Source organism: Phycisphaerales bacterium (genome assembly GCA_016699835.1).
In the GTDB taxonomy this organism is placed as follows: domain Bacteria; phylum Planctomycetota; class Phycisphaerae; order Phycisphaerales; family UBA1924.
On the sequence record CP064987.1, the window covers coordinates 3,097,608 to 3,120,105 of the forward strand.

The window sequence follows — 22,498 nt, forward strand, 5'->3', positions numbered from 1 at the left end:
GATCCCTCAGGAGTCCATGCCGCGTGATCCATGTCGCGATCATCCACCGTCCGCATCTCGACGCGATCGTTGCGGGGGCGAAGCATGTCGAGTCGCGATTGACAAAGTCGCGGCGTGATCCGTTCGGACGCGTCGCGGTGGGGGACTGGGTCTTCTTCAAGCAGGCGTCGGGGGCGTTCCGGGCGGCGGCTCGTGTCTCGCGCGTCGTGAGCCGGGAGGGGCTGGTGGTTCGTGACGTCCGAGAGATCCGGCGTGAGTTTGGCGACGAGATCGCGGCTCCAGCGGCCTACTGGCGCGAGCGATCGCGGGCGCGGTACGCCACGCTGATGTGGCTGGGCGAGGTGCACGAGATCAGCGATGGGCCGGACTATCGCGGCGCGGGGTATCGCTCGCAGAGCGCGTGGCACGTGCTCGATCGCGTGGACGAGGCGCAGGCCCTCGCGACGCTGCTGCGCATGCGACGATCGGCGTGATCGGCGCACGCGTTCATTCTCCCCACAACTCCAACTCTCACGCCCAGCGGAGCACGATCTTTCCGAACTGCTCGGCGGCCTCGAGCCGCTCGTACGCCTGCCTCGCGTCCTTGGCTTCATAGACCTTGTCCACGACGGGCTTGAGCGAGCCGGCTCGGAAGAGCGACGCGACCTCCTGGAACTCGGCGTTGGTGCCCATCGTCGAGCCGAAGAGGCGGAGTTGGTTCCAGAAGATGCGGGCGAGATCGGTGACGGCGTCGGGGCCCGAGGTGCATCCGGGCGTGACGTATGCCCCGCCTCGCGCGAGGCTCTTGATGCTGCTGAGATGTGTCGCCTTCCCCGAGGAATCGACGGCCATGTCCACGCCGCGCTTCCTGGTCCAGGCGCGGACGTCGCGCGACCAGTCGGCGCCGGTGTCCACGACGCCGAAGTCGGCGCCGAGTTCTTTGGCGCGGTCGATCTTCCACTGGTGGCGGCTGGTGACGGCGATGGGGCAGGAGAGGTGCCTGGCGATCGCGAGGGCTGAGGTTGCCACGCCGCCGCCGATGCCGGTGATGAGCACGGATTGGCCCGGGCGGAGTTGGGCCTTGGTGACCATCATCGAGTAGGCGGTGAGGGCGCACAGGCCAAAGGCCGCGGCGTCGGTGGGGTCGCTGTCGCCGACGTCGGCGAGGTTGCCGACGGGCGCGAGGAACTTCTCGGCGTGCATGCCGAAGTGGTGCTCGCCGATGAGTTCATAGTTCGGCGCGAGCGTCGAGGCCGGAGGATCATCGGGCGAGATCCGGTCGGGTACGCGCATCGCCGCGTTCACGATCACGCGTCGGCCGACCCATGACGGATCGGTGTCGGGCCCGACCGCCTCGACGACGCCGCACGCGTCGCACCCCGAGACGCGCGGGTATGCGAGGTCCAGCCCCGGCACGCCGCGACCGACCCAGAGGTCCATCTGATTGAAAGCGCTGGCGAGCGTGCGAATGAGCGCCCAGCCGGCGGTGGGGGGCTTGGGATCGGGCCAGTCGACGCGGATGACGACGTTGGGGGCGACGATGGCGTTCTTTCGCTCGACGACGACGGCTTTCATGGTGCAGCGTAGACCCGGCGATCGGAACGATCAGCGGAATGAAAAACACCCGTCGTTGCGACGGGTGCGTGCGAACGATCGGATGATCTGTGATTACTTCGACGAGACGTGCTTGAGCCCGCGCCGGCGGTCGCGGAGGCGGCGGCTCTTGCCCACGCGGTCACGCAGGAAGTACAACTTGGCGCGACGGGCATCGGCGCGGCGGACGATGTCGAACTTGGCGACCAGCGGCGAGTTGATCGGGAAGATACGCTCGATGCCGACCTCGTCGACGATGCGACGGACGACCATCATCTCGTCGATGCCTCGGCCCTTGCGCGAGATCACGACGCCCTGGAAGACCTGGAGGCGTTCTTTGTCGCCTTCCACGATACGGAAGTGGACGTTGATCGTGTCGCCGATGTCGATCCGCGGGAGATCGGTCTTGAGCGATTGGGCGTTGATGTTCTCGATGATGGATTGAGCGGCCATGGTGCGTCCTTCCAAAGCCCGTCCCGATTCTGGGCAGGGCGGAGAGGATAGGCGGCGGACCCGATCGGGTCGAGTCTCTCGAGTTCCGGGATCGTGCTACCAGCGGCTATGTACGGGAATCGGCAGGTGCCGCACTGGGGCTTGCCTGACCCTGGAAGGCGAGAGACGCTACTTTCGCCGGCCATTGATTTGTTGGCGAAGCCCGTCGAGTTGCTGCTGGATGAGGTTGCGTTTGTCGGACATGCTCTTGAGATTGTTGCGGTGCAGGTCGCGTTCGTCGTCTGTGGCGGCGTTCTCGAAGAGGGCTTTGCTTGTGGCTATATCGCTATCGATCGACTCGAGATCCCGCTCCATCATGGCGACGCGGGCGCGGATCTGCTCGCTGACATCGCCCCTCAATGGAGTAAAGAACCTGGGCGGGGGAGCGATGGAGAGTGGTGTGTCGCCGCCGGACGTGATCCTGGTGGGACGGGACTTGTCGTCTTGTCCCGCGCGATCCATGTTGATGTTGACGCGAATGCCGTTGGGTGGCATGGACATCCGCATGTCCTCGAATCGCGACCTCGTGCTCACGGTGTCCACGGCGAGGAGCGCGTGCTCATCGAACCGGATCGCGATGGGCGCCTCGTCTCGAGTCGAGCCTTTCAGCGTCCGGTCTCGATAGAGCAGCCATGCCGTTGCGAGATTGAAATCGACCTGGTTGGGCAGTCGCTGATTGGCGAGCGTTCGAAAGTCGCCCATGATGACGGTGCCGACGCACTTCTTGTCGTTCCGAAGGAATCGGATTTCCACGCGATCATCGGGGGAATACGAGAGGATCGCGGGCGGGAGGCTGCCGACGGCCGCGATATCGACGTCGCCAATCCGGACGATGATGTCACCCGCCTGGAGAACCTTGGAGCAGTCGAAGGCCGGTTCGGTGGAGAGGATCGTGGCGCCGCCGGGATCGTTGGCGTTCCAGCGGACCCCCAGGGCAGCGCGTGGGCCTTGCATGAACTTCGATCGGGCCGTCAACTCCAGACGTGTGCGCTGCTCGAGCGTGAGGCTGTCGCGGGTGAGCAGCCCCATGAGCACGACGAGCGATTGCGCATGCAACGAGTCGCCTGCTTTCTGGCGATCGGTCAGTGCGGGCGAATCGAGTTGGGCGACGAGGGTTTCGAGATCAAACGTCGGCGGTTTCGCGGCGGGAGCGGCAACGGATGGGGAGTCCTTCTCCAGTTCACCCTCGGGCGGGCGCGCGGAGAGAACATCCTGCGCGAGCACCGGCGTCGCGAGCGTGAGGGCCACCCCCGCGAGCACGCATCGTGTGAATGTGGAACAGGCCTGTGTCCTCATGGTGATTCGTCCTGGCGCAGTGTACACGGACGACGCCAATATCGCCAGTGATTCTCGGACGAGGCCGTCAGAAACGCCGCAGGCGGCTCATTCCACGTTCTGGGCCTGTTCCTTGATCCGATCGATCGCCCCTTTGATCTCGACGGCATGACGCGAGATCGTGGAGTCGGGCGATTTGCTCGCGATCGTGTTCGTCTCCCGGAGCATCTCCTGAGCGAGGAAGTCGAGCGTGCGCCCGATGGGGCGCTCGTCCTTGCTGCGCAGGTACTCGGCGAACTGGTTTAGGTGTGCCTGGAGGCGCTGGGTCTCCTCGGCGATGTCGGTGCGTTCGGCATACGCCGCGATTTCGCGGATGAGATCGACCTGCTGCACCGAGACGCCGGCCTCCTGGAGCAGGAGTTGGATCCGCGAGCGGAGACGGCTCTCGTACTCGGCGACGACGCCCGGAGCGAGGTCTCGGATCAGGTGGACGCGCTCCTCGATATACGCGCGGTGCGAGTCGAGTTCCTTGATGAGCGACTGGCCCTCGATCTCGCGCATCTTGATGAGCGAGGCGCAGGCACGGTCGAGCAGGGTCAGGAACGCCTTGCGGGCGCGGTCGAGGCGGGCCTCCTCATTCGTCGGCGGCTGGAGCACGCCCGGCAGGGGGAGCAGCGCCGCGAGATCGAGCGTCAGCGTCCCCGAGCGGATCTGGGGGAGGGCGGAGATCTGCTCGATGTACTTTTCCAGGGCCTTCACGTTGACGGCATGGGCCGCCGACTCGGAGACCTCGGCACAGCGTGCGTTGACGGTGATCGTGCCCCGCGAGAGGCGCTCGCGGAGCTTCTGCTCGAACTCGGCCTCCAGCCCCTGGAACTCCTCGGGGAGACGTATGAGCGTCTTGAAGTACTTGTTGTTGAGGGAACGGACCTCGAGGAAGTAGTGTCCACCATCGCTCTGGAGCGAGGCCTCGCCATAGCCGGTCATGCTTCGGATCATGGCGAACCTCGAGCGGGGGTGGAGTGGGGCGAAGAGAACGATCGAGCAAGCATCAAGGCGTGGTCGTTGGCTCAGGAGATGGAGCCGGCGTTGGCGCGGGCGTCGATGCAGGCTCTGAAGGAGTGCTCTCGACGGGCCTGGGTGTCTCGGTTGCTGGCGGATTTGTGGCCGGCGTCTCCGAGGGCGCGGGTGTGGTGGTTGTGGTCGGCTCGGTCGTTGGCGCAGGGACGCTCGGCGTGTTGGTGCTGGTGGGCGAGGTGTCCGAGTTGGTCGCGGGTGCCGGGGCAGTTGTCCCCGGGGCGCTGATCGTCTCCACGGGCGATGGCTTGCTCGGATGGAAGCCGAAGTTCAGCGCGATGGCGATGCCGATGAAGAGCAGAAACATGGTCGTGGTGAAGACCGTGAGCGCATCGCCGGTCTTGGTGCCGAATGCGGTTTGACCCGATCCCGATCCGCCCCCGAACGCCGCCGAAAGCCCACCGCCCTGAGGTTTCTGGACGAGCACGACCAGCACGAGCACCAGGCACGCGAGAAGAAAGACGACCATGAGGGTGGCGAGGAGCCAGGGGGGCCAAATCGCCAACGTCGGAAGGGGCATGCACACACTCCATCAGCGGCCGATGGTGCGACCACGCGCACGGCCGGGCCTTAGGGCCTCACCAGAACGGCGAGTATAGGAACCGGCGTGGGTGGTGTCTGTTCGCGAGGGCGGATCGAATTTCGATCGTTGTGTCAAGAACGAGAGGCAATAGCAACGAGAGATCGGATGCTGGAAGCGAACTCGGGTTGGACGGGATGTGTCAGGGAGGGGTGGGTGGACCATTCATCAAGGCACGATCGAGGCGGCCTGAGTGGGCCGCCAGCACACGCTCGGCCTCGATGCGAGTGACGCCGAGACAATGCATGGCGACGGCCGATTTCACGCTGCCGGCGGCCTCATGGAGGAGCGCGAAGGCCGCATCGCGTGAGAGGCCGGTGAGTGTGGAGACGATTCTCGCGGCCCGATCGCGGAGTTTGGCATTGGTGGCGCGGAGATCGACCATGAGGTTCTCGTGGACCTTGCCGGCGCGGATCATGAGCGTCGTGGAGATGGTGTTGAGCGCGAGTTTGGTTGCGGTCCCGGCCTTCATGCGTGTGGAGCCGGTGATGACCTCGGGCCCGGTCTCGAGGACGATGGTGTGGTCGGCGTGTGTCGGCTCGACGCGCGTGCACGCGAGCAGGCCGGTGACCGGCGGTGTGGCGAGTGATCGCGCGAGGGCGAGGCCGCCGAGGACGTAGGGCGTCGTGCCGCCCGCGGCGATGCCGAGGACCGAGTCGTCGCGTGTGAGTTTGAGCGATCGCAGGGCGTCGTGAGCGCCGTGGAGTTCGTCCTCGCGTCCCTCGCTGGAGGTTCGCAGCGATGCGTCGCCACCCGCGATGAGGCCGACGATTCGTCCCGGTTCGACCTGGAACGTTGGCGGCGCCTCGCTCGCGTCGAGCACGCCGAGTCGGCCCGAGGTGCCCGCGCCGAAGTACACGAGTCGCCCGCCGCGAAGGAAACCCGGCTCGATGGCGGTGATGAACGCTGTGAGCGAGGGGGCGGCACGTTCCATCGCGTCGGCGATCGCGCGGTCCTCACGCTGGATCGTGTCCACGAGTTCACGCACGCCCAGCGTGTGGAGATTCATCGTGCGCGGGTTGCGCTGCTCGGTGAGCACGTGCGCGCGGTCGGGTGGCGAGGGGGTTGAAGAGTGATGTGGTATTGGATTCCATGGCGAGGACATGATCTGAGCGTATCCGCTGCTGTGCGGGTCTGAAAACACCGATCGAGTATACAAGAATCGGGAGTCACTCGGATCAGGGCACGTGGGTCGCCGGCGTGGCGTCGGGTGCCGAGAGTCCCAGGTTTCGCCGCATGGTCTCGAAGTGCGAGCAACTCTCGGTGAGACCGCCGGGGCGTGAGCGGAGATGCCAGAGTCGCGTGTGCTCGCGTTCGAGTGCGTGGAGGCGATCGGTCCACACGGCGGCGAGCGTCGGACGATCCGAATCCGAGGCCGTCCGGCGTCGAAGCCCGCGCTCGGCGGCAAACTCGGCAAAGGCTAGTGTGTGGGCCAGTTCATCAGATATAAGCGTGGGTATCTCTGAAGGAACTTCGCGTGCGACACGCCGAACCACTTCGACTGCGTGCACCCAATGCTCGATCGCGCCGGTATCTCGCCACATCGAGTCCGGCGTGAGGAGATCGAGGAATATCGCGGACTGATTGCGAAGTCGAGTGCCGATCGATGGGCCGCTCGGCGCGCGTGCGAGATCGCCACAGGTCTCGCGGAGGACGAGGTCGGCGTCGCCGAGCGTGTCGAGCAGATCCGCGAGTCGGAGCGATTTGTCGCCGAGGATGTGCATCGAGACGGCCTCACGATCGACGTTGTCGGCGCGCTCGGGGTTCCATGCCGCGTGAGCCGCCTGGGCGAGAGCGTTGAGCGTGATCGGCCACTGCTGGTGGTGCCCGGTGTCGCCCCAATCGCAGACAAGGAAGCCGCCCGCGCCGTGTCGCACGCCACCGCGCGCGGCGTTCGCAATATTCGCGCGGCGCTCGGTTGTACGTCCCGCGATGCTCCGCCACGAGGACGTGCCCGGGCAGATCCACGCCTCGCGCCCGTGCGAGCAGATCGTCTCGCACCAGCGGGCGAATGGCGAGTCGTCCTCGTACCCCCACGCGAGGGCGATCAACTCCTTCGGGAGCATCTCGAACGCCTCGGGTCTGGAGAGCGCGATGTCGGCCCAGAACATGGGGCGACGCCCGCGATCGAGCACGGCTTGCGCGACGCTGTTCACGAACTTCGCGTAGACGACATGCCGACCGAGCCGTGTGACCTCGTCCTTGCTGCGTCCAAACTCGATGTCGTACGTCTCGTCGCAACCGATGTTGACGAGATCCGACGAGAAGCACGGGAGGAGTTGATCGAGCAAGCCCTCAACGAACTCCAGCGAGCGAGGATCGGTCGGACACAAGGAGAACGGCCCCGAGCGAGGCCAACACAGGAACCGCCAGTCGCTCTGCGTCTCGGCGAGGTGTGCGTACTTTGGCAGCTTCAGCCAGCGGGCGAGGTGTCCGAAGCAGTTCTGATTCGCGACGAGCGTGATGCCGTGGTCGCGGGCGTACGCGTCGAGCGTGCGCACCTCGTCGGGCGTGATCGGCGAGGCGTCACGCCACACGTCCTCGTGCCCCGCGTAGGCGAAGGCGTGCTCGGTGTACAACTGGAGATGGTTCATCTTCAGTCGCGCGAGCGTGTTGATCACCTCGCGAAGATGCTCCATCGTCGGCACTCGCGTGCGTGAGACGTCGAACATCAATGCACGGATAGGAAAACCCGGCTCGTCCTCGATCTCGAGAGTGGGTATCTCGCGATATTGCAGGGTGAGTTGCGCGAGCGTCTGGAGCGCATGGCGGACGCCGGTAGCATCGGAGGCGAGGATACGGAGTGGACTCGTTCCGCGTTTCTCGTCGCTCGCGGTGATCGTGAGTCGATAGCCGCCCGCAGGGATGTCGCAGGTGGGATCGATGCGGGCCACGCCATCGGCGTCTGCGTGCTGGCGGATCTCGATGTTGCGAGCCGAGTTCGCGAGGGACACCGTGTCGGTCGGTGTGTCCGACTCGACTCGAACGCGCCACGTCGAGCGTGCCTGGCATCTCCCAACTCCCAGCGCAAGTCGCCGGGGTGCGGGCACCAGCATCGGCGGAAGAGGCTCATGCGCCACGCGAACCTCCCGTCGTGTGATCGCGGCGGTCGGCGTCAACTTCACCAGTAGTCGCTGGCACCTCGGCGTCGAGCGTCCGTCCCGTGGGTGTGCCGAGCATGCAGACAATTGTCGCGACGATCGTTCCGGCCAACAATAACCACGGAAACGCGATCGACGTACGGAGCCACGACACAGGCTCGTGCCCCGCGCGATTCTGTTCGATCACGCCCGCGACCCACAGGCGAATCGTGGGATTCAGGCACGCCACAACGACAAAGCCGGTGACGAGAGCGGCGATGGCGCTTCGCTCGCTGCCCATCTTTGTGAAGAGTGCCGTCAGAAAGACGGCGAGGAGACCCGCGTAGGCGAAGCCCATCACGCCCAGCGCGAAGTCGATGAGTCCCTGAGAATCGGGGTCATAGAGCGCGATGCAGGCGAGGGCGAATCCGCCGAGGAGCACGCCGAACCCGACGACGCCGAGGCGCCCAACGCGGACGAAGTGTCGCTCGTCACGGCCTTCGCATCGCGGCTTGTAGAAGTCGCTGACGAACGTGGACGACATCGAGTTGAGCGTGGACGAGACCGTCGAGAGTCCTGCGGCGAAGAGGCCCGCCATCATCAATCCCGCCACGCCCCGGGGCATGTCGTGCAGGATGAAGGTCAGGAAGATCCATTTCTCCTGCGTTCGAATCGCGTGCTCGGCGCCCGCGAGGTCCGGGCGCTGGTAGTAGACCCACATCAGAAGCCCGATCACGAGAAAGATCGCGACGGCGGGGATGCCGATGAGCATGCCCAGGATCGCCGAGCGGGCGCCCTCGCGTGGCGATTTGCACGTGAGCATGCGCTGCACAAGATCCTGGTCCATGCCATACGACGCGAGGGCGAGGAGGAAGAGGCCCGTGACCGACGCGAGCAATGTCCACGAGTCTGCGAAGTCGATGCCGTTGGGTCCGAAGCCCAGTGAGAGGAGCGTGAGTTTCGAGGGGACGTTCTCGGCGTCGTTGGGGTGGATGAGCGCGTGGACGATGTCGGTCATCGGTGCGGGAATCTCGCGGAGAAGAAACCCGATCGTGAACGCGGCCGTCCCGAGGTAGATCCCCGCCTGGATCACGTCGGTCCAGATGACGCTTCGGATCCCGCCGACGAGCGTGTAGGCGATGCCGAGGACGGTCATGAGCCCGACGGCGAGCGCGAGGTGCGACGCCGAAGTGTCGCCGAAGACGATGAGCGAGGCCGGGATGGAACCGATGAAGACGCGCGAGCCCGTGGAGAAGATTCGCCCGATGAGATACGTGGCGCTCGCGGCCGTCTTGGCGCGTGGGCCGAAGCGCGTCTCGAGGAGTTCATAGGGCGTGAAGACCCGCCGACGATAAAACGCGGGAATGAAGACGCGAACCAGGACCACGATCGCGAGGATGCCGCCGATGTTGCTCGAGAGATAGCGCAGGTCGGCGTCGTACGACATGCTGGGCACGCCGATGAACGTCGCGGCGGACTGGGCGGTCGCGAGGATCGAGATGGCCACGGCCCAGGCGGGCATGGAGCGCCCGCCAAGGAAGTAGTCCGAGGTGTCCCGTTGCTTCTTGAGCGAGAAAATGACACCCGTCGTGATGAGCACGAGGGCGTACAAGCCCATGACGCCCCAGTCGAGCGGCGTGAAAGAGCCCAGTGTGGCTGGGAAATGGCCAAATGAACAATTTACCAAATGGCCAAATTAGGGCACGGTGTCGCGGTGGCGTCTGGTCCTGGCATCTCTTCCCTGATGCCTGATCCCTGATGCCTGCACGAAAAAAAAACTCGGTCGCGGGTTTCCCTGCGTCCGAGTCAATAGGAGGAGAGAGAGACAAGACTTCGTCGAAACGGCGAGGACCCGAACAGAGACCTTCGTTTCTCAAACTCGGTCGTCGGACTTAACCCACGGCCGAGTCATAGGAGGAGAGAGAGACAAGACAATGGGAATGTGCGCTATGTTTTGAGAAATACCAGGAAAGTTGGAACTTTTTTTTGGTCTGGAGCACAATTTCCACGTAAACCTATCTTGATGAATGGTTTATGTGTGACAGCCCGAGACGCGCTCAAAAGCGTTCAGGATCCGAATGAGTTCGTGTTGAGAGTCTGGGTTGACCACCCGCATTCGCGAATTGCGAACGTTATGCGAACACCAGATCACATTCGTGGGTTGTCGATCAGGCCTGTCGGCCTTCGATGGCGCTGACCAGGCAGGCCGCGGCGAGAAGGAGCATGGGGTCGATGTCGTTGTCGCCCTGGCCATCGAGGACGGCTGGGTCGATCGCGACACCCAAACGATACACGAACCAGTTGAAGTGCTGGCGGAACATCGCCACCTGCTTGCCCTGCATGTCGAGGACGTGGAACTTCTGCGGCGAGAGGGCGGCGAAGAGTTCGTGGAGACGGCGGAGAATCGCAAGCCAGGTCGAGTCCTCGCGGAGCGTGGCGATCTGCGTGCCCGCGGCGTCGAGGATCAGCCATTCGTCTCGGACAAACGTGCTCGCGAGGCCCTTTCGCTGGAGGATGCCAAGGACCTGGCCGGCGGCGTTGCGGACGGTGAACTTGGGAGAGAAATCGATGATCTGCTGCGTGGAGAGGTGGAGGAGTTCGGTGCCCATGGACTCGTCTGTGAAGACGCGGATGTCTTCTTTGAGTTTGAAGGCCTTCTGCTTGCAGTAGCCGACGACCTGGCCCTGGGCGTCGTAGATGTGGAAGGCCGCCCCGAAGAGTTTCATGACCTTGCGTCGGATGGTGTACTGCTCATTGGCGGCGGGGGTGAAGGCCATAGGGGCTCCTTGGGGCGCGGGGGGCAGGACTTGACGGGCTCCTCGACGAACTCATGTTGTATCGGCACATCAGGTTCCTGGACTCGTTCGGATCGAGAGAACGGCATTTCCACGGTTATGCCGCTCTGGGGGCGAGGAGTCTCACGCGAGCGGCCTGGTGGGGACCGAGCCAACGACACCGAATACACGTTCGACGGCTCCATGCGGCCCATGTGGAAGAGGAATATGAGCCTCTCCTGTCGCCCGTCGGAGTTCAAGCCGGGTGTCGGGTGGTTGTTCGTGTGTGGCGTGGGCCTATCCTTTTCGCCCGGTGGTTGTGGCGACGTGTCGGCTCGACCCGCCCGCATCCGGTTGCCCATTTCCAGACTTTTTGCGGTCCTTGTTCCGCTCACTTTGGAGCCTCCTGCCGTGCGACTCTCTTTGATTCTCGCCTGCGTGATCTTTGTGGTCGCTCGCGCGTCGGCGGCGATGGACGCCCTGGCCTCGGCGGACCTTCCGGTGGAGATCGTCCGTTCAACGGGGTCCTTGACCGAGTCTCAGCGTGAGGAGGTCGGGGCGTTCGCCGCGTCGCTGCTCCCCGGGTTGTCGTCGGAGAGCGCGGTGGAGGTGGCCGAGGCCCGGCGGGCGCTGGTGAAGCCTTTGCGAGATCCGCAGGTGACGGCCCCGGTGCGGATCGAGTTGGCGACTCGATTGAAGTCGTCACTGACGAGTGCGGCGAGCGGCTCGGGGGAGGCTTCGGCGGTGAACGCGCTTGTAATTGCGGGTGATCTCGCGACGGTGGAGTCGCTGGGCGTGATCGAGGCGGGGATGCGATCGACGGGCGCGCCGGTTCGGTATGAGGCGGCGTACGCGTCGATGCGGGTCTTCCAGACCGCGGGTTCGCCGGGGGCCAGCCCGATCCGGGCCGATGCCGTTGATGGGCATGTTCGAACACTCGAATCATGGCTGAAGACCGAGAAGGAGCCGATGGTTGTCGCGGCGCTCGTGCGGGCGCTCGCGGCAGCAGCGGAGAACTCCAAACCGGAGTTCTCGTCGAGCCGGTCGCGGGCTCTGGTCTCCCTGGCGAGTAGCATGGAATCGCGGGCGGACGTGAGCGGGAACAAGGACCTCTCGCCGGCGATGCTCGAGGCGCTGCTCCTGGCGCTCTTGACCGAGCGTGACCAGTCGGCGTCGATCAGGAATCCCGAGGTCTCAAAGGCGGCCGCGAGGCTCGCGGGTCTATCGCTCTCCCACACCATCCGCGTGCTCGCCTCAGGGAGTCGTCTGTCGGAGGTGGAGGGCGCGGCGATCCAGCCCCGCGAGTTGTACGCCCAGGTCGCGGCGGCGGCCGAGACGGTGATCGCGGCGACGGCCACACAACTCGACACCGGGAGCGGCGTGAGCGTGCGTTCATACAACCTTGGGGACACGCTCCGCAAGGGCACGGTGCGCGACGACGCCCAGTTCGCCATCGATGCCAAGAAGCACGTCGACGCGGGCGGAACGCTGGGCAAAGCGCCGTTCTCCCTCCCGGCGGAGACGTTCAAGACGAAGTGAGAAGAGAGGGAATGGGGATTGGGCAATGGGTGGGGAGTCGTGATTCGGCATTCGTGATTCGAAACTCGAGAGTGGGTCCCGAGGTTTGATGTGTGGCCGGCACCAGTCGGCCCAGAGCCGCCGACTGGTGGCACCCAGAATCACCACTTTCACCTGCTCGCCATTTCTCCTCCATACCATCGCCGATGTCGTCGCCTGCATCGCTCTTTTTCAGCCTGCGTCGCCGTGGGCGGTGGTCGTGGGTGGCGATGGCGATGCCCGTGCTGTTGCTCGCGGCGGTCGTGGCGGTGTCGGCGCTGGCGGATCGTCCCTTGCCACGGGCGGCGCTGACCATCGTGGACAAGGACTCGTCGACCCTCGACCTGCACCAGATGTCGTGGTCGCAGGAGTTCCGTCTCGCGCGGCTGCTGCACGAGGGGCTGGTGCGCCACGACGTGCTCGCGGGAGACATGCGGGTGATGCCCGGGCTTGCCGAGACGTGGGAGAAGAGCGAGGACTCGACGACGTTCACGTTCCACCTGCGCGAGGGGCTGCGCTGGTCCGACGGGCGCCCGCTGACGGCGGAGCACGTGCGGGAGTCGTGGCGGCGCGCCATGCTCCCCGACGCCAAGAACGACTACGACAAACTCTTCGGCCTGCTCAAGGGCGGGCGTGAGTTCACGGCGTGGCGCGCGGGGGCGCTCGCGTCGTATACCGAGGTGCGGGCGGCGACGGGCGCGTTCCCCAGCGACGCGTCGCACACACATGGTGGCGGGCCGGCGGACCATCTCCGCTCGGCGCGGGCGCTGCTGATCGAGACCTATCGCCGGTTCGACGAGACGGTTGGTGTGGAAGCGCCCGATGCGCGGACGCTGGTGGTCGAGTTGGAGCATCCCACGCCGCACTTTCTCGACATCGTGGCCTTCGCGCCCTTCGCGGCGGTGGATGTCGAGACCATCGAGCGCTTCGAGCGGCTCGACGAGCGATCGGGCGTGGTCTCGACGGACTCGGCGTGGCTGACGCCGGAGCATCTGTGCACGTCCGGGCCGTTTGTCGTCTCGCGACTGCGGTTCAAGCGCGACGTGCGCCTCACGAAGAACCCGAACTACTGGGCGGCGGATCGCGTCGCGATCGACTCGGTCGAGATCCTGTCGATCGAAGATCCCTCGGCGCAGGTGCTGGCGTACGAGACCGGGGCGGCGGAGATGGTGGCGGACGTGACCGCGCCGTATGTCGCCGAGATGCTCGCCGCCAAGCGAGAGTTCTACGCCGAGCACCAGTCGCTGGTGGACGAGATGCGGGCCAAGGGCGCGAGCGAGTTGGAGATTGACCGAGCCCTCCCGCGCGACCCGCGGAGCCGCATCCACGCGTTCCCGGCGTATGGCATGTACTTCTACAACTTCAACTGTGCGCCGCGGCTTCGCGACGGGCGGCCCAACCCCTTCGCCGACGCGCGCGTGCGCAAGGCCTTCGCCCTCGCGATCGACAAGCAGCGCATCGCCGACGACGTGCGCCGCCTCGGCGAGACGCCCGCCACGACCGTCATCCCTCCCGGAGCGATCGACGGGTACTCCTCGCCCACGGGGTGCGGCTTCGACCCCGAAGAAGCGCGACGCCTGCTCGCGGACGCTGGGCACGCCAACGGCCAAGGCCTTCCCGTCATCGAGATCCTCCTCAACAAGCAGGGCGGGCACGAGTTGATCGCCCAGGCCGTGCAGCGGGATTGGCGTTCGATCCTGGGCGTCGAGGTTCGCCTGGAGGTGAAGGAGACGCGTGTCTTCCGCGACGACCTCAAAAACGGCAACTTCATGGTCAGCCGCGCCTCGTGGTTCGGGGACTATGGCGACCCGCAGACCTTCCTCGACATCAACCGGACGAACGACAACAACAACGATCGGCAGTATTCCAACCCGGCGTACGACGCGCTGCTGGTGCAGAGCGAGCGGGCGACGACGCTCCGTGAGCGGTACGACCTGCAATCCCGAGCCGAGCGGATGCTGGTGGAGGAGGAGTTCCCCCTCGCGCCGATCTTCCGGTACATGAACGTGCTGCTCTTCGACGCCCACGAGGTGCGGGGCGTGAGCGACCACGCGCGTCAGATCCAGGACTTTTCGCGGGTGTCGATCGACCGGGGCGAGGGACGCGAGGAGTAGGCAGGCCATAGGACGCGAGCCGCCTCGAACAGGGTTTAGGCTCAGGTGGTCCTATCGGACGATCTATCCGGATCGAGAGCCGCGTTCGGCGTGGTGGTGTCGTGAATGCGTGAGATTCATGTCCGCGACTCGGAGACGTAGTTGCGAGTCGAGCGGCCCACTCCCGCAGTCGGCGAATTCAAGGTGAGGTGGAACAGGATCCAGTCCGGGCGGCAAGTCCGACGATCGGCACGAAAGACAACCGGCCCCCGTGAGGAGGCCGGCTGCGAGAGACACAGAGTTGAGCACGAACTCAGTCGGTGGTCGTCGCGGAGATCGCGCCGGTGGCCTCGTTGAAGTTCGAGGCGTAGAGCTGGTTGGGAATCGGGGCCGTCGTGGCCGTAGCGGTGGAGAAGACCCAGGCGGTCGTCGCGGAGCCGGTGGCGTCGGCGACGGAGACCGAGGACCGGGTGCCGGTGCCGGTGAAGGCAGGATTATCCGGAGCCGACTTGACGTAGTTGCCGTTGATCATGTCGGTCCAGCCGGTGGTGGCGAACGCCGGATAGGCGTTGTTGTTGCGAGCGGCGTAGAGCTCGATCTGGTTCTGAAGGGTCTTGAGCTGGCTCTTGAGGTTGCCGGCCTGGGCGTCGTTGGTCGCGTTCGTGAACTGGGGCACGACGATGGCGGCGAGGATGCCGAGGATGACGACGACGATCAGAATTTCGACGAGGGTGAACGCCTTATTCAACTTACGAGAACGGAAACGCATCATGATGCTCCTTCGAAATGGGACCCGAAACGTGGCCCGTGCGACGCGTCCTTCTGGCCGCCGTTGCCACACACAATCACGACCCAAAGCGAACGCCGCGTCTGGGCCCAATCTCGGAATCGGGCGCTCTCGCGTCCGACCGACCAACGCCGCGGCGATGAACTCGCCCGGCGAGAGAAGAGATCGGTTGCGGGAGGCATGATTTCAAGCGATGGGGGATCGGGTAGCGTCCGGCGTGCGGGTTGTGCCGACTGGGCGGGGGTTGCGTGTCGCCCGTGCTGGAGTGTGGGGACGTTGGGCGGGATTCTCGGGCGTGGCACGCTAAGGCCAACTCGCCAGTATGACACCCGCGAGTAGACGCGGGCCAGGAAGTGTGGGGGAAACCCTTGGAATCTCTGGTCCCGCACGCGACAGGCCGGTAGACTGGGTCGCCCGGAAAACACACTCGTCTGGGCGTGCTTTGTGGGGATCCATGGTTCGGGCCACGTGACGGCTTCGTGCGCGGGGCTCTTATTGCGAAGGAGATGAAGAAATGAAGGGACTGGCTTTGGCGTTGGCGGTCGGGTTGCCCGTGGCGATGGCGGGGGCTGCGGAGACCGTGGTCTTCCAGAACAACTCGGACAACGGCTACTTCACGCCGTTCAACACTGGCAACGCGACGACTGTGACGTATGGCGACAGCGGGTGGCTCGGGTTCATCGGCGACGGCACACCGACCTTCACGTGCAACCGCATGGTTCTCGGGCTGGCGACATTTGGGAGCGACACGCCCGGCTCGGCGGAACTGGTCTTCACGTTCAACGACGGCGACCCGAGCGGGCTGGTCTTTGGGCCCGGAACGGAGTTCTACTCGACGACGATCAACATCGACCTTCCCGCGGCTCCGATCGCGGGCGGCCAGGCGACGTACTTCGATCTCAGCATCCCCCTGCCCTCGATCGTGACGTCGGCGGGCTTCAACAACATCGGTTGGAGCGTGTCGTTCAACAACTGGGTGTACGACGGTCAGTTCGGGTTCCAGGTGAGCACGGCCAGCGGGCAGGCCGTGGGGTTCTACACCAGCAACGCGTCGTTCAACGACGGCTCGTCGTGGAGCCTGTTCTCCTTCGGGCCCGACACCAACACGGGCGTGGCAAACTTTGTCGCGACGATCTACGAGGGGCAGGACTGCGTGGCCGACGTGGACGACGGCTCGGGCTTCGGCATCCCTGACGGCGGCGTCACGGTGGACGATCTTCTGTACTACCTCAGCATCTTCAACGTCGGCGACCTCGGCGCGGACGTGGACGACGGCAGCGGGACGGGCGTTACCGACGGCGGCGTGACAATCGACGATCTGCTGTACTTCCTCGTGCGGTTCAACGCCGGCTGCTGAGGCGGGCGAATCGTGTGTACAAAATGATGACGGCCCCGGGAGTGGATCCCGGGGCCGTTTGTGTTTGGTGAACCTTGAATAGAAGATTCCGGCTCGGAGAGCCAGCCTGCCCGTGGGCGTGGCTACTTGTTGAGGATGAGGGGGACGAGGTCGGTGTTGGGGACGTTGAGGGCGCCCATGAGGGCGGCGGCGGCGGTGCCCTCGTCGCCTTGGGCGTTGCTGAGTTCGATGGCCTGGCGGACGTGGCGCGATTCGAGCATGTTGCCGAAGCGGCGGGCGCTCTCGGCGGTCTGCGTGAGGAGGGCGACGCGCTCGTCGCCCGAGGCCTTGAGGGCGGCGTCCATCAGGGCGCGCTGGGCGCGGTCCACGTTGACGCGAGAGAGGATCTCGGCGACGTTCACGCGCGTGGTCGAGGAGACCTCGTCGTCGGTGAGGACGCCGATGAGCGTGGTGGTGGCGTCGGCGATGTTGAGGGTGGTGTTGCCGCTGATCGCGAGGTCGCGAAGGGCGGTGACGGAGCGGGCGGAGTAGGCCTTGGCCTCGTCGGCGGTGATGGGCCCGCCCGAGGCGGTCTCCATGAGTTGCGTGAGCGAGGCGGCGAAGTTCGAGGGCGCGATGGAGAGGGGACGCGACTGGACGAGTGGGTCGCTGCTGTAGCGCCGATTGAGTTCGATGTAGCCCTGGTTCGAGGAGAGCGCGAGCACGGGCGTCGCGACGAGTTTCACGTCGGCGCGGATGTTGCCCAGGAGGTCGGGCGTGCGGTTGGCGAGTTCGTCGTGAATCACGATGACATCGACGGTGGGGACCTCGGCAAGGCCCGCGGCAAGGTCGTTCACGGTGCGTCCCGGAGCAATCACGCGATAGCCGGCATCCGCGAGCATCTTGCGGAGGCTCTGCTGGGTCTCGGCGTCGGGCGCGAGGACCGCGGCGATCGGCTGGACCGTTTCGCGGATGGCCGACGCGAGCGTGGGTACGACGCGCTCGACCCCCGGGAAGGTCTGGGCGGGCTGCGTGCCGGCGATGGCGAGGGCGGCCTCGAACTGGACCCGGCGATTGGGGAAGGCGACGGCCTGGGCGAGGGGGAGGCCCTCGCCGGTGGTCATCGCCGAGGCGCCCGAGGTCTTGGCGAGCGCGTCGATGGATCGGCGGGCGAGTGGGGCGTTGCGAGCGGCCATGGCGCGGGAGAGGACTACCTGGTCGATCCGCGGGCCGGCGGCAACGGCGTAGTACATCGCGTCGCGCCGGGCCTTGTCGCCCGTGGTCGGGTAGGCCGGGTTGTCGTATCCCTCGGGGGACTGGATCTCGCGGCGGAGATTGGCGCCGACCCATTGGGCAACGGCGCTCTGGCTGTCGTGGTTCTGGTCGAGGGCGTGCTCGGCGAGGCGCATCGTCATCGCCTCGTGGAAGACGGGGGACTTGATCGCGGTCATAAGCAGGCCGGCGCGCGGGTCATAGGTCCAGAGGAGTTGGTCGTCCTCACCGGGGAAACTGGTGACCTCGGGGCGCTCGTCGTAGTAGAGGTCGGCGAGTTGGACGTAGAGGTCGCCGGCGGAGAGGCCGCTGTCCCCACCGAGTTTGGTGATGGCGCGGCGGCAGGCGTCGGCAACTCGGGAGTTGGTGGAGTTTGCCGCTACGTCGCTGAGGAAGGGGATGCTGTGGCGGTGGGGGACGGTGCCGAGGACGTCGGCGACGGTCTCCTGGTGTTCCGGGCGGAGGCCAAGGAGGGCAGTGGAAAGCGGAATAACCGCCTGGCGTCCCATCTCGGAGATGACCTTGCGGACCTCAAACTGGCGCTCGGGCTTGTTCGCGTCGAGGAGGGCGCCCAGGAGTTGGGGCATGGCGTACTCGCCGGCATACTTCAGACGGTCGATGGCGCGGAGTTTGCCCCGGAGGGAGCCGGTGAGGGCCTCGATGTTCTTGGCGACCTGCTCGGGGTCACGGGCCCGCTCGAGTTGGCCCTTGTCGTAGGACTTCTGGATGTCGCCGGCGACCGAGGCCAGTTTGGGGTTGCGTATGGCGCGGGCGACGGTGTTGTCGAAACGCTGGACATCGCCCAGGCTCTCGACGAGCGTGACCATCTCGACGTTGGAGAGTTTGCGGTCGAGGAGTTCCTGCCCATAAGCGCCGGCGGCGGCGTCGTTGTCGATCAGGACGAAGTGGAGGAAGTCGCTCAGGAGCGCCTTATTCGTTGGACGGGAACTCGACGAGGCGGAATCCTCGGTCGGGGCGTCGCCGGCGGCCTGGGCGAGCGTGGGGAAGGCGAGCCCGGCGCCGAGCGCCATCGCCAGCACCAGCGACATCGCGCCGCTTCGCTTGAGGCCCCGGGTCGTCACGCCGTCACGAGTGTTGTTGAGAGAACGATCCACGATGAACTCCTGGCTATCAGTGCGGTCTTCGGTCGCGCCCCGAGATCTGGCCCCGGGGTCGAGTGCGAGCGGCCTCATGCCGCGTGTGGTCCGATCGAACCGGTGCGAGTGGCGGGCGATGGAGCCCAAACACCCGACACGACCAGAACCCGTACGGCTGGCCGAGACTCTCCCTCTGGAGATTCGGGCAGCATGGTAGCCGGTCCATGGCGTGTTCTGGCGGAATGTACCGGACGCGGGCGGGTCCCGTCAAATGGGGAGGGGCCTGATGTCCGTGCAGACCTGTACCCGGGAAAGAGGCGATCGGTTCCGTGTCGGGCGGAAGTGGTCCCAGAACAGTAGTTGGGGCAATTGGCCGACTGTGCCGTCAAGTCGGGTTGCGCGAACGCCGATGGTGGGTTCGCGTCGGCCCCTTCGTTTCGGGCCGGGTTGGTGGTGTGTGTTGTCTTTGAGGTGCATCGATGGCCATTGAAAAAGAAGTTCTGACGACGGGCGAGGTCGCCAAGATCTGCAACGTCGCTCCTCGGACGGTTTCCAAGTGGTTCGACTCGGGCGCCCTCAAGGGATACCGCATCCCCGGGTCCCGCGACCGGCGCATCCCCAGCGGCGAACTCATGAAGTTCATGAAGGCCCACGGGATCCCGCTCGAAGGCCTCGCCTCGGGGCGCACGCGTGTCCTCATCGTCGACGACGAGAAGGACATCACGATGACGCTCGAACGCATCCTGACCGAGCAGACGAGTTACGAGGTCAAGACGGCGGCGGGCGCGTTCGCCGCCGGCATGGAGGCCGAACGCTTCCGTCCCCACGTTCTCCTCCTCGACATCCATCTGGGCGAGGGCGACGCGAAGCAACTCGCCGACCAGATCCGCCGCAACGAGCACCTCCAGCACACCAAGATCATCGCGATGAGCGGCAAACTCACCGATGGTCAGGCGCAGGGCCTCCGCCCCAGCGGGTACGACGGGTTCCTCAAGAAGCCCTTCCAGGTCCGCCAGGTGGTCGAGTCGATCGAGTCGGCAATGACGCTGGTCCGCTGAGTCGTCACGCGGGCGATCGAGAATCCTTAGAACGACATCGCGGTGCTGCTCTCGCGCACGATGAGACGCGTCGGCAGTTTCAGGAACTGCACGGGCGCATCGCGGTGCTCCATGCGCTTGGTGAGCATGTTGATCGCCGCCGCGCCGACCTCGACCATGGGGAGCGCGACCGACGACAAGCGCGGGCGGATGATGCTCGCGATGCGCGAATCATCAAACCCGACGATTCGGAGTTGATCGGGGACCCAGACGTGGGCGTCCTCGGCAGCCCGGATGATGCCACAGGCGATGGTGTCGTCGCCCGCGAGCACGCCCGCGCCCTGGAGGTTCCCCGTGCGGAGCGTCCGCAAGGCCCACTCTTTGCCCCACTCGAAGGTGTACTCGCCGCTGGAGATCTGGTCCGGGGTGACGCGCCAGCCGTGCTCCTGGAGCACCTGTGTGAATGTGCGGAGTCGCTGCGACGCGTCGAAGTTGTGCATGGGCCCGCCGACAAAGTGCAGGCGGGAGGGCTCGACCCAGCGGAGCAGATGCTCGACGGCCTCGCGCGTCCCCTTCTCGTTATCGAGGATCACGCTGTCGAGTTCTCGCTCGCGCATGTCGGTATCGATCACCACCGTGGGCAGGGGCGACTCGACGGCTTCCTTTGTGAATGGATCGCTCTCACTGGCGATGAGGATCGCGAGCCCATCGACGAGTCCCGCGCCGAGCATCCGCTGGCGTCGTACACCCCCAGACTGGTTGGGGGCGACGGTGGTGACGAGCAGGTGATACCCCAGGCGTGCGGCCTCGGCATCGGCGCCCTGGAGGAGTTCGGTGAAGAACTCCCCGTGGTAGGCCGGCAGCGCGAGACCGATGACACGGCTCTCACCGCTGCTGAAGGCCTGGGCGAGGGGACTTGGTGAGTATTCGAGTCGGCGTATGACCTCGAGGACGCGGGCCGCCGTGGCGGGCGAGACCGCCGCGGGGTTGTTCATCACGCGGCTGACGGTAGCGATAGAGACACCGGCGGCGGCCGCGACCTCCCGAATGGACGACGCGGGCTTGCCGCCCTCGTTCTTGGCCCGTGATTCCCCGGTCCCCGACATCGCGTCGATGGTAGCCGGGATTGCCGTTGGGGTTCGCCCTCGAGTCGGCGTTCAATCTTTCACGCCAAGATCGGTGTGCCCCTGCTCTTCGAGCGTGTGGATCTGATCGAGGGCCTTGGAGGCTTCGGCACCCTTGCCATCGATGATGGCGAGTTCGACCTCGGCCATGAGTTTCAGGCAGGTGGCAAGTTTCGTGCGGTACTCGCGTGCCCACTGCTCTTTCTGGGCCTCATCCGTCGCGTTCTCGAGAATGTTCTTGGGCAGGGGCTGGCCCTTGGCGTTCACGCAGTTGCGCTGGATGTCGTTGATGAGTCGGAGGTTCTCGTCCTTCTTGCTCGCGTCGGCGACCTGGTCGCGGAGGGTGCGCATCGCGCGGTTCATGCCCTTCATGGAGGACTCGATGCTCTGGCCGCCGGCGCGATCACCGCGGCCACGCTCACCGGGTTGACCACGATCACCTGGTTGGCCTCGCTCGCCGGCGGGGCGCTGGGGCGAGCGTGGTGACTCACCCGCGGGCTGCAAGGCGATGGCGGCCGTGAGGAACGAGCAGGCGAGAAGGCCGGCGGTCAGAGACGAGACGACGTGGGCGCGACGATTCATGGTCACCTCCAGAGTGCGCCCCGGATCGCACGAGCGTCCTGGGGCATATTGAGTTCGAGGCGATAGTACGGACGATCGCCTGTGAGGGGTTTCCCCTGCTCAGGCAACTTGAATGCTCACCTGTGAGCGGCCATATGGCAAGAATGGAGTGTAACTACCGAAGAAGGCTGATGCCGTCCGACGCGAGTTTGTTGATTGGCGGCGATGATCCGGCACCAAAGGAGAAGTCATGTTCCAACTTCCACCGATCCCGTCGTGGGACGCGCTCCATCCGATTGTGGTCCACTTCCCCATTGCGCTTCTGTTGTTCGTTCCCGTCTTTGTGGCCCTCGGGGTATGTGTGCCACGCTGGCGTGTTGCGATGTGGAGCGCGGCGTTCGTGACGCTGCTCGCCGGCGTTGCCTTCGCGTTCGTGGCGACGTCGACCGGAGATGCCGCCGAGAAGTTTGCCGAGGGCTCTCCGGCCGTTGACCGGCTGGTCCACGAGCACGAGGAACTCGCGGAGAAGGCGCGGAACGCGTTCGTGGTGCTCGTGCCGATGCTCGGGGCGTTGTTGGTATGGGCGTGGCGCGGAAAGAGCGCGAAGCGATGGCCTCTCGTGCTCGCGGGCGTGGTGTATCTCGCACTGCACTCAGGGGCGTCATTGATCCTGGCGAACGCCGCGCATCAGGGCGGGTTGCTCGTGCACGCGTATGGCGTGCGGGCCGATATCAAGGCGCCGCCGCTGCCGGTGTTCGACGAATCGATCGACGAGGACTGATGC

19 protein-coding genes are annotated in these 22,498 nt (G+C 65.5%); 6 read left to right on the plus strand and 13 right to left on the minus strand.

The genetic code is table 11. The features are described 5' to 3' along the window. The first annotated feature begins 23 nt into the window (after positions 1-23). Positions 24-473: a hypothetical protein gene (locus IPK69_12845; GenBank protein ID QQS08848.1), complete on the plus strand. Its 450-nt coding sequence runs from the start codon at positions 24-26 to the stop codon at positions 471-473. A gap of 37 nt (positions 474-510) precedes the next feature. Here IPK69_12845 and IPK69_12850 read toward each other — a convergent pair whose 3' ends face one another. The 9 genes from IPK69_12850 to IPK69_12890 all read right to left on the minus strand — a co-directional run bounded on the left by IPK69_12850 (position 511) and on the right by IPK69_12890 (position 10,853). Next, positions 511-1,554, minus strand: coding sequence for a zinc-binding dehydrogenase (locus tag IPK69_12850; protein ID QQS08849.1), 1,044 nt, complete (start codon positions 1,552-1,554; stop codon positions 511-513). Between the two features lie 93 nt (positions 1,555-1,647). Continuing rightward, a complete protein-coding gene (rplS, locus tag IPK69_12855) occupies positions 1,648-2,025 on the minus strand; it encodes a 50S ribosomal protein L19 (protein QQS08850.1) in 378 nt (125 codons plus the stop codon). Between the two features lie 168 nt (positions 2,026-2,193). Beyond that, the gene (locus IPK69_12860; GenBank protein ID QQS08851.1) at positions 2,194-3,360 is read right to left on the minus strand and encodes a PDZ domain-containing protein; all 1,167 of its coding nucleotides are present in this window, start codon (positions 3,358-3,360) and stop codon (positions 2,194-2,196) included. An 87-nt stretch (positions 3,361-3,447) separates the two neighbouring features. Continuing rightward, positions 3,448-4,338 (minus strand): YicC family protein, encoded by an 891-nt coding sequence (locus IPK69_12865; GenBank protein ID QQS08852.1) that lies wholly within the window; start codon positions 4,336-4,338, stop codon positions 3,448-3,450. A gap of 52 nt (positions 4,339-4,390) precedes the next feature. Then, on the minus strand, positions 4,391-4,936 hold the full coding sequence (secG, locus tag IPK69_12870; protein ID QQS08853.1) for a preprotein translocase subunit SecG: 546 nt from the start codon (positions 4,934-4,936) through the stop codon (positions 4,391-4,393). Positions 4,937-5,138: 202 nt separating this feature from the next. Then, positions 5,139-6,101: an N-acetylmuramic acid 6-phosphate etherase gene (murQ, locus tag IPK69_12875; GenBank protein ID QQS08854.1), complete on the minus strand. Its 963-nt coding sequence runs from the start codon at positions 6,099-6,101 to the stop codon at positions 5,139-5,141. Positions 6,102-6,174: 73 nt separating this feature from the next. Continuing rightward, on the minus strand, positions 6,175-8,076 hold the full coding sequence (locus IPK69_12880) for a family 20 glycosylhydrolase (GenBank protein ID QQS08855.1): 1,902 nt from the start codon (positions 8,074-8,076) through the stop codon (positions 6,175-6,177). Then, positions 8,066-9,694: a sodium:solute symporter gene (locus IPK69_12885; protein QQS08856.1), complete on the minus strand. Its 1,629-nt coding sequence runs from the start codon at positions 9,692-9,694 to the stop codon at positions 8,066-8,068. Before IPK69_12885 ends, IPK69_12880 begins: the two co-directional genes overlap by 11 nt. A 550-nt stretch (positions 9,695-10,244) precedes the next feature. Next, entirely contained in the window at positions 10,245-10,853 is a 609-nt protein-coding gene (locus IPK69_12890; GenBank protein ID QQS08857.1) for a hypothetical protein, read from the minus strand. Between the two features lie 408 nt (positions 10,854-11,261). On the opposite strand from IPK69_12890, the gene IPK69_12895 reads away from it, so the two are divergent. Both IPK69_12895 and IPK69_12900 read left to right on the plus strand, forming a co-directional pair. After that, entirely contained in the window at positions 11,262-12,389 is a 1,128-nt protein-coding gene (locus tag IPK69_12895) for a hypothetical protein (GenBank protein ID QQS08858.1), read from the plus strand. Positions 12,390-12,574: 185 nt separating this feature from the next. Next, complete coding sequence (locus IPK69_12900; GenBank protein ID QQS08859.1) at positions 12,575-14,521, plus strand: peptide ABC transporter substrate-binding protein; 1,947 nt, start codon at positions 12,575-12,577, stop codon at positions 14,519-14,521. A gap of 292 nt (positions 14,522-14,813) precedes the next feature. Here IPK69_12900 and IPK69_12905 read toward each other — a convergent pair whose 3' ends face one another. Continuing rightward, positions 14,814-15,272, minus strand: a complete 459-nt coding sequence (locus tag IPK69_12905; protein ID QQS08860.1) for a prepilin-type N-terminal cleavage/methylation domain-containing protein — start codon at positions 15,270-15,272, stop codon at positions 14,814-14,816. 529 nt (positions 15,273-15,801) lie between these two features. Here IPK69_12905 and IPK69_12910 point away from each other — a divergent pair. Further along, positions 15,802-16,644 (plus strand): hypothetical protein, encoded by an 843-nt coding sequence (locus IPK69_12910; protein QQS08861.1) that lies wholly within the window; start codon positions 15,802-15,804, stop codon positions 16,642-16,644. Between the two features lie 122 nt (positions 16,645-16,766). On the opposite strand, the gene IPK69_12915 is transcribed toward IPK69_12910, so the two are convergent. After that, complete coding sequence (locus tag IPK69_12915) at positions 16,767-19,010, minus strand: hypothetical protein (protein ID QQS08862.1); 2,244 nt, start codon at positions 19,008-19,010, stop codon at positions 16,767-16,769. Positions 19,011-19,471: 461 nt separating this feature from the next. Between IPK69_12915 and IPK69_12920 the strand changes: the two genes are divergently transcribed. Then, positions 19,472-20,050: a response regulator gene (locus IPK69_12920; GenBank protein QQS08863.1), complete on the plus strand. Its 579-nt coding sequence runs from the start codon at positions 19,472-19,474 to the stop codon at positions 20,048-20,050. Positions 20,051-20,076: 26 nt separating this feature from the next. Here the strand turns inward: IPK69_12920 and IPK69_12925 are convergent, their stop codons facing one another. Next, positions 20,077-21,135 carry a LacI family DNA-binding transcriptional regulator gene (locus IPK69_12925; GenBank protein ID QQS08864.1) on the minus strand — a complete coding sequence of 353 codons (1,059 nt, stop codon included), beginning with the start codon at positions 21,133-21,135 and terminating at the stop codon, positions 20,077-20,079. Between the two features lie 51 nt (positions 21,136-21,186). Further along, the gene (locus IPK69_12930; GenBank protein ID QQS08865.1) at positions 21,187-21,735 is read right to left on the minus strand and encodes a collagen-like protein; all 549 of its coding nucleotides are present in this window, start codon (positions 21,733-21,735) and stop codon (positions 21,187-21,189) included. Between the two features lie 229 nt (positions 21,736-21,964). Here IPK69_12930 and IPK69_12935 point away from each other — a divergent pair, with 229 nt between their 5' ends. Further along, on the plus strand, positions 21,965-22,495 hold the full coding sequence (locus IPK69_12935) for a hypothetical protein (protein QQS08866.1): 531 nt from the start codon (positions 21,965-21,967) through the stop codon (positions 22,493-22,495). Positions 22,496-22,498 lie beyond the last annotated feature (3 nt).

Coding starts and splice junctions, on each gene's coding strand:
- IPK69_12860 (QQS08851.1), bottom strand. CDS start 3,360: ATGAGGACACAGGCCTGTTCCACATTCACACGATGCGTGCTCGCGGGG.
- rplS (QQS08850.1), bottom strand. CDS start 2,025: ATGGCCGCTCAATCCATCATCGAGAACATCAACGCCCAATCGCTCAAG.
- IPK69_12885 (QQS08856.1), bottom strand. CDS start 9,694: ATGGGCTTGTACGCCCTCGTGCTCATCACGACGGGTGTCATTTTCTCG.
- IPK69_12910 (QQS08861.1), top strand. CDS start 15,802: ATGAAGGGACTGGCTTTGGCGTTGGCGGTCGGGTTGCCCGTGGCGATG.
- IPK69_12935 (QQS08866.1), top strand. CDS start 21,965: ATGTTCCAACTTCCACCGATCCCGTCGTGGGACGCGCTCCATCCGATT.
- IPK69_12930 (QQS08865.1), bottom strand. CDS start 21,735: ATGAATCGTCGCGCCCACGTCGTCTCGTCTCTGACCGCCGGCCTTCTC.
- IPK69_12900 (QQS08859.1), top strand. CDS start 12,575: ATGTCGTCGCCTGCATCGCTCTTTTTCAGCCTGCGTCGCCGTGGGCGG.
- IPK69_12905 (QQS08860.1), bottom strand. CDS start 15,272: ATGATGCGTTTCCGTTCTCGTAAGTTGAATAAGGCGTTCACCCTCGTC.
- IPK69_12890 (QQS08857.1), bottom strand. CDS start 10,853: ATGGCCTTCACCCCCGCCGCCAATGAGCAGTACACCATCCGACGCAAG.
- IPK69_12920 (QQS08863.1), top strand. CDS start 19,472: ATGGCCATTGAAAAAGAAGTTCTGACGACGGGCGAGGTCGCCAAGATC.
- murQ (QQS08854.1), bottom strand. CDS start 6,101: ATGTCCTCGCCATGGAATCCAATACCACATCACTCTTCAACCCCCTCG.
- IPK69_12865 (QQS08852.1), bottom strand. CDS start 4,338: ATGATCCGAAGCATGACCGGCTATGGCGAGGCCTCGCTCCAGAGCGAT.
- secG (QQS08853.1), bottom strand. CDS start 4,936: ATGCCCCTTCCGACGTTGGCGATTTGGCCCCCCTGGCTCCTCGCCACC.
- IPK69_12850 (QQS08849.1), bottom strand. CDS start 1,554: ATGAAAGCCGTCGTCGTCGAGCGAAAGAACGCCATCGTCGCCCCCAAC.
- IPK69_12925 (QQS08864.1), bottom strand. CDS start 21,135: ATGTCGGGGACCGGGGAATCACGGGCCAAGAACGAGGGCGGCAAGCCC.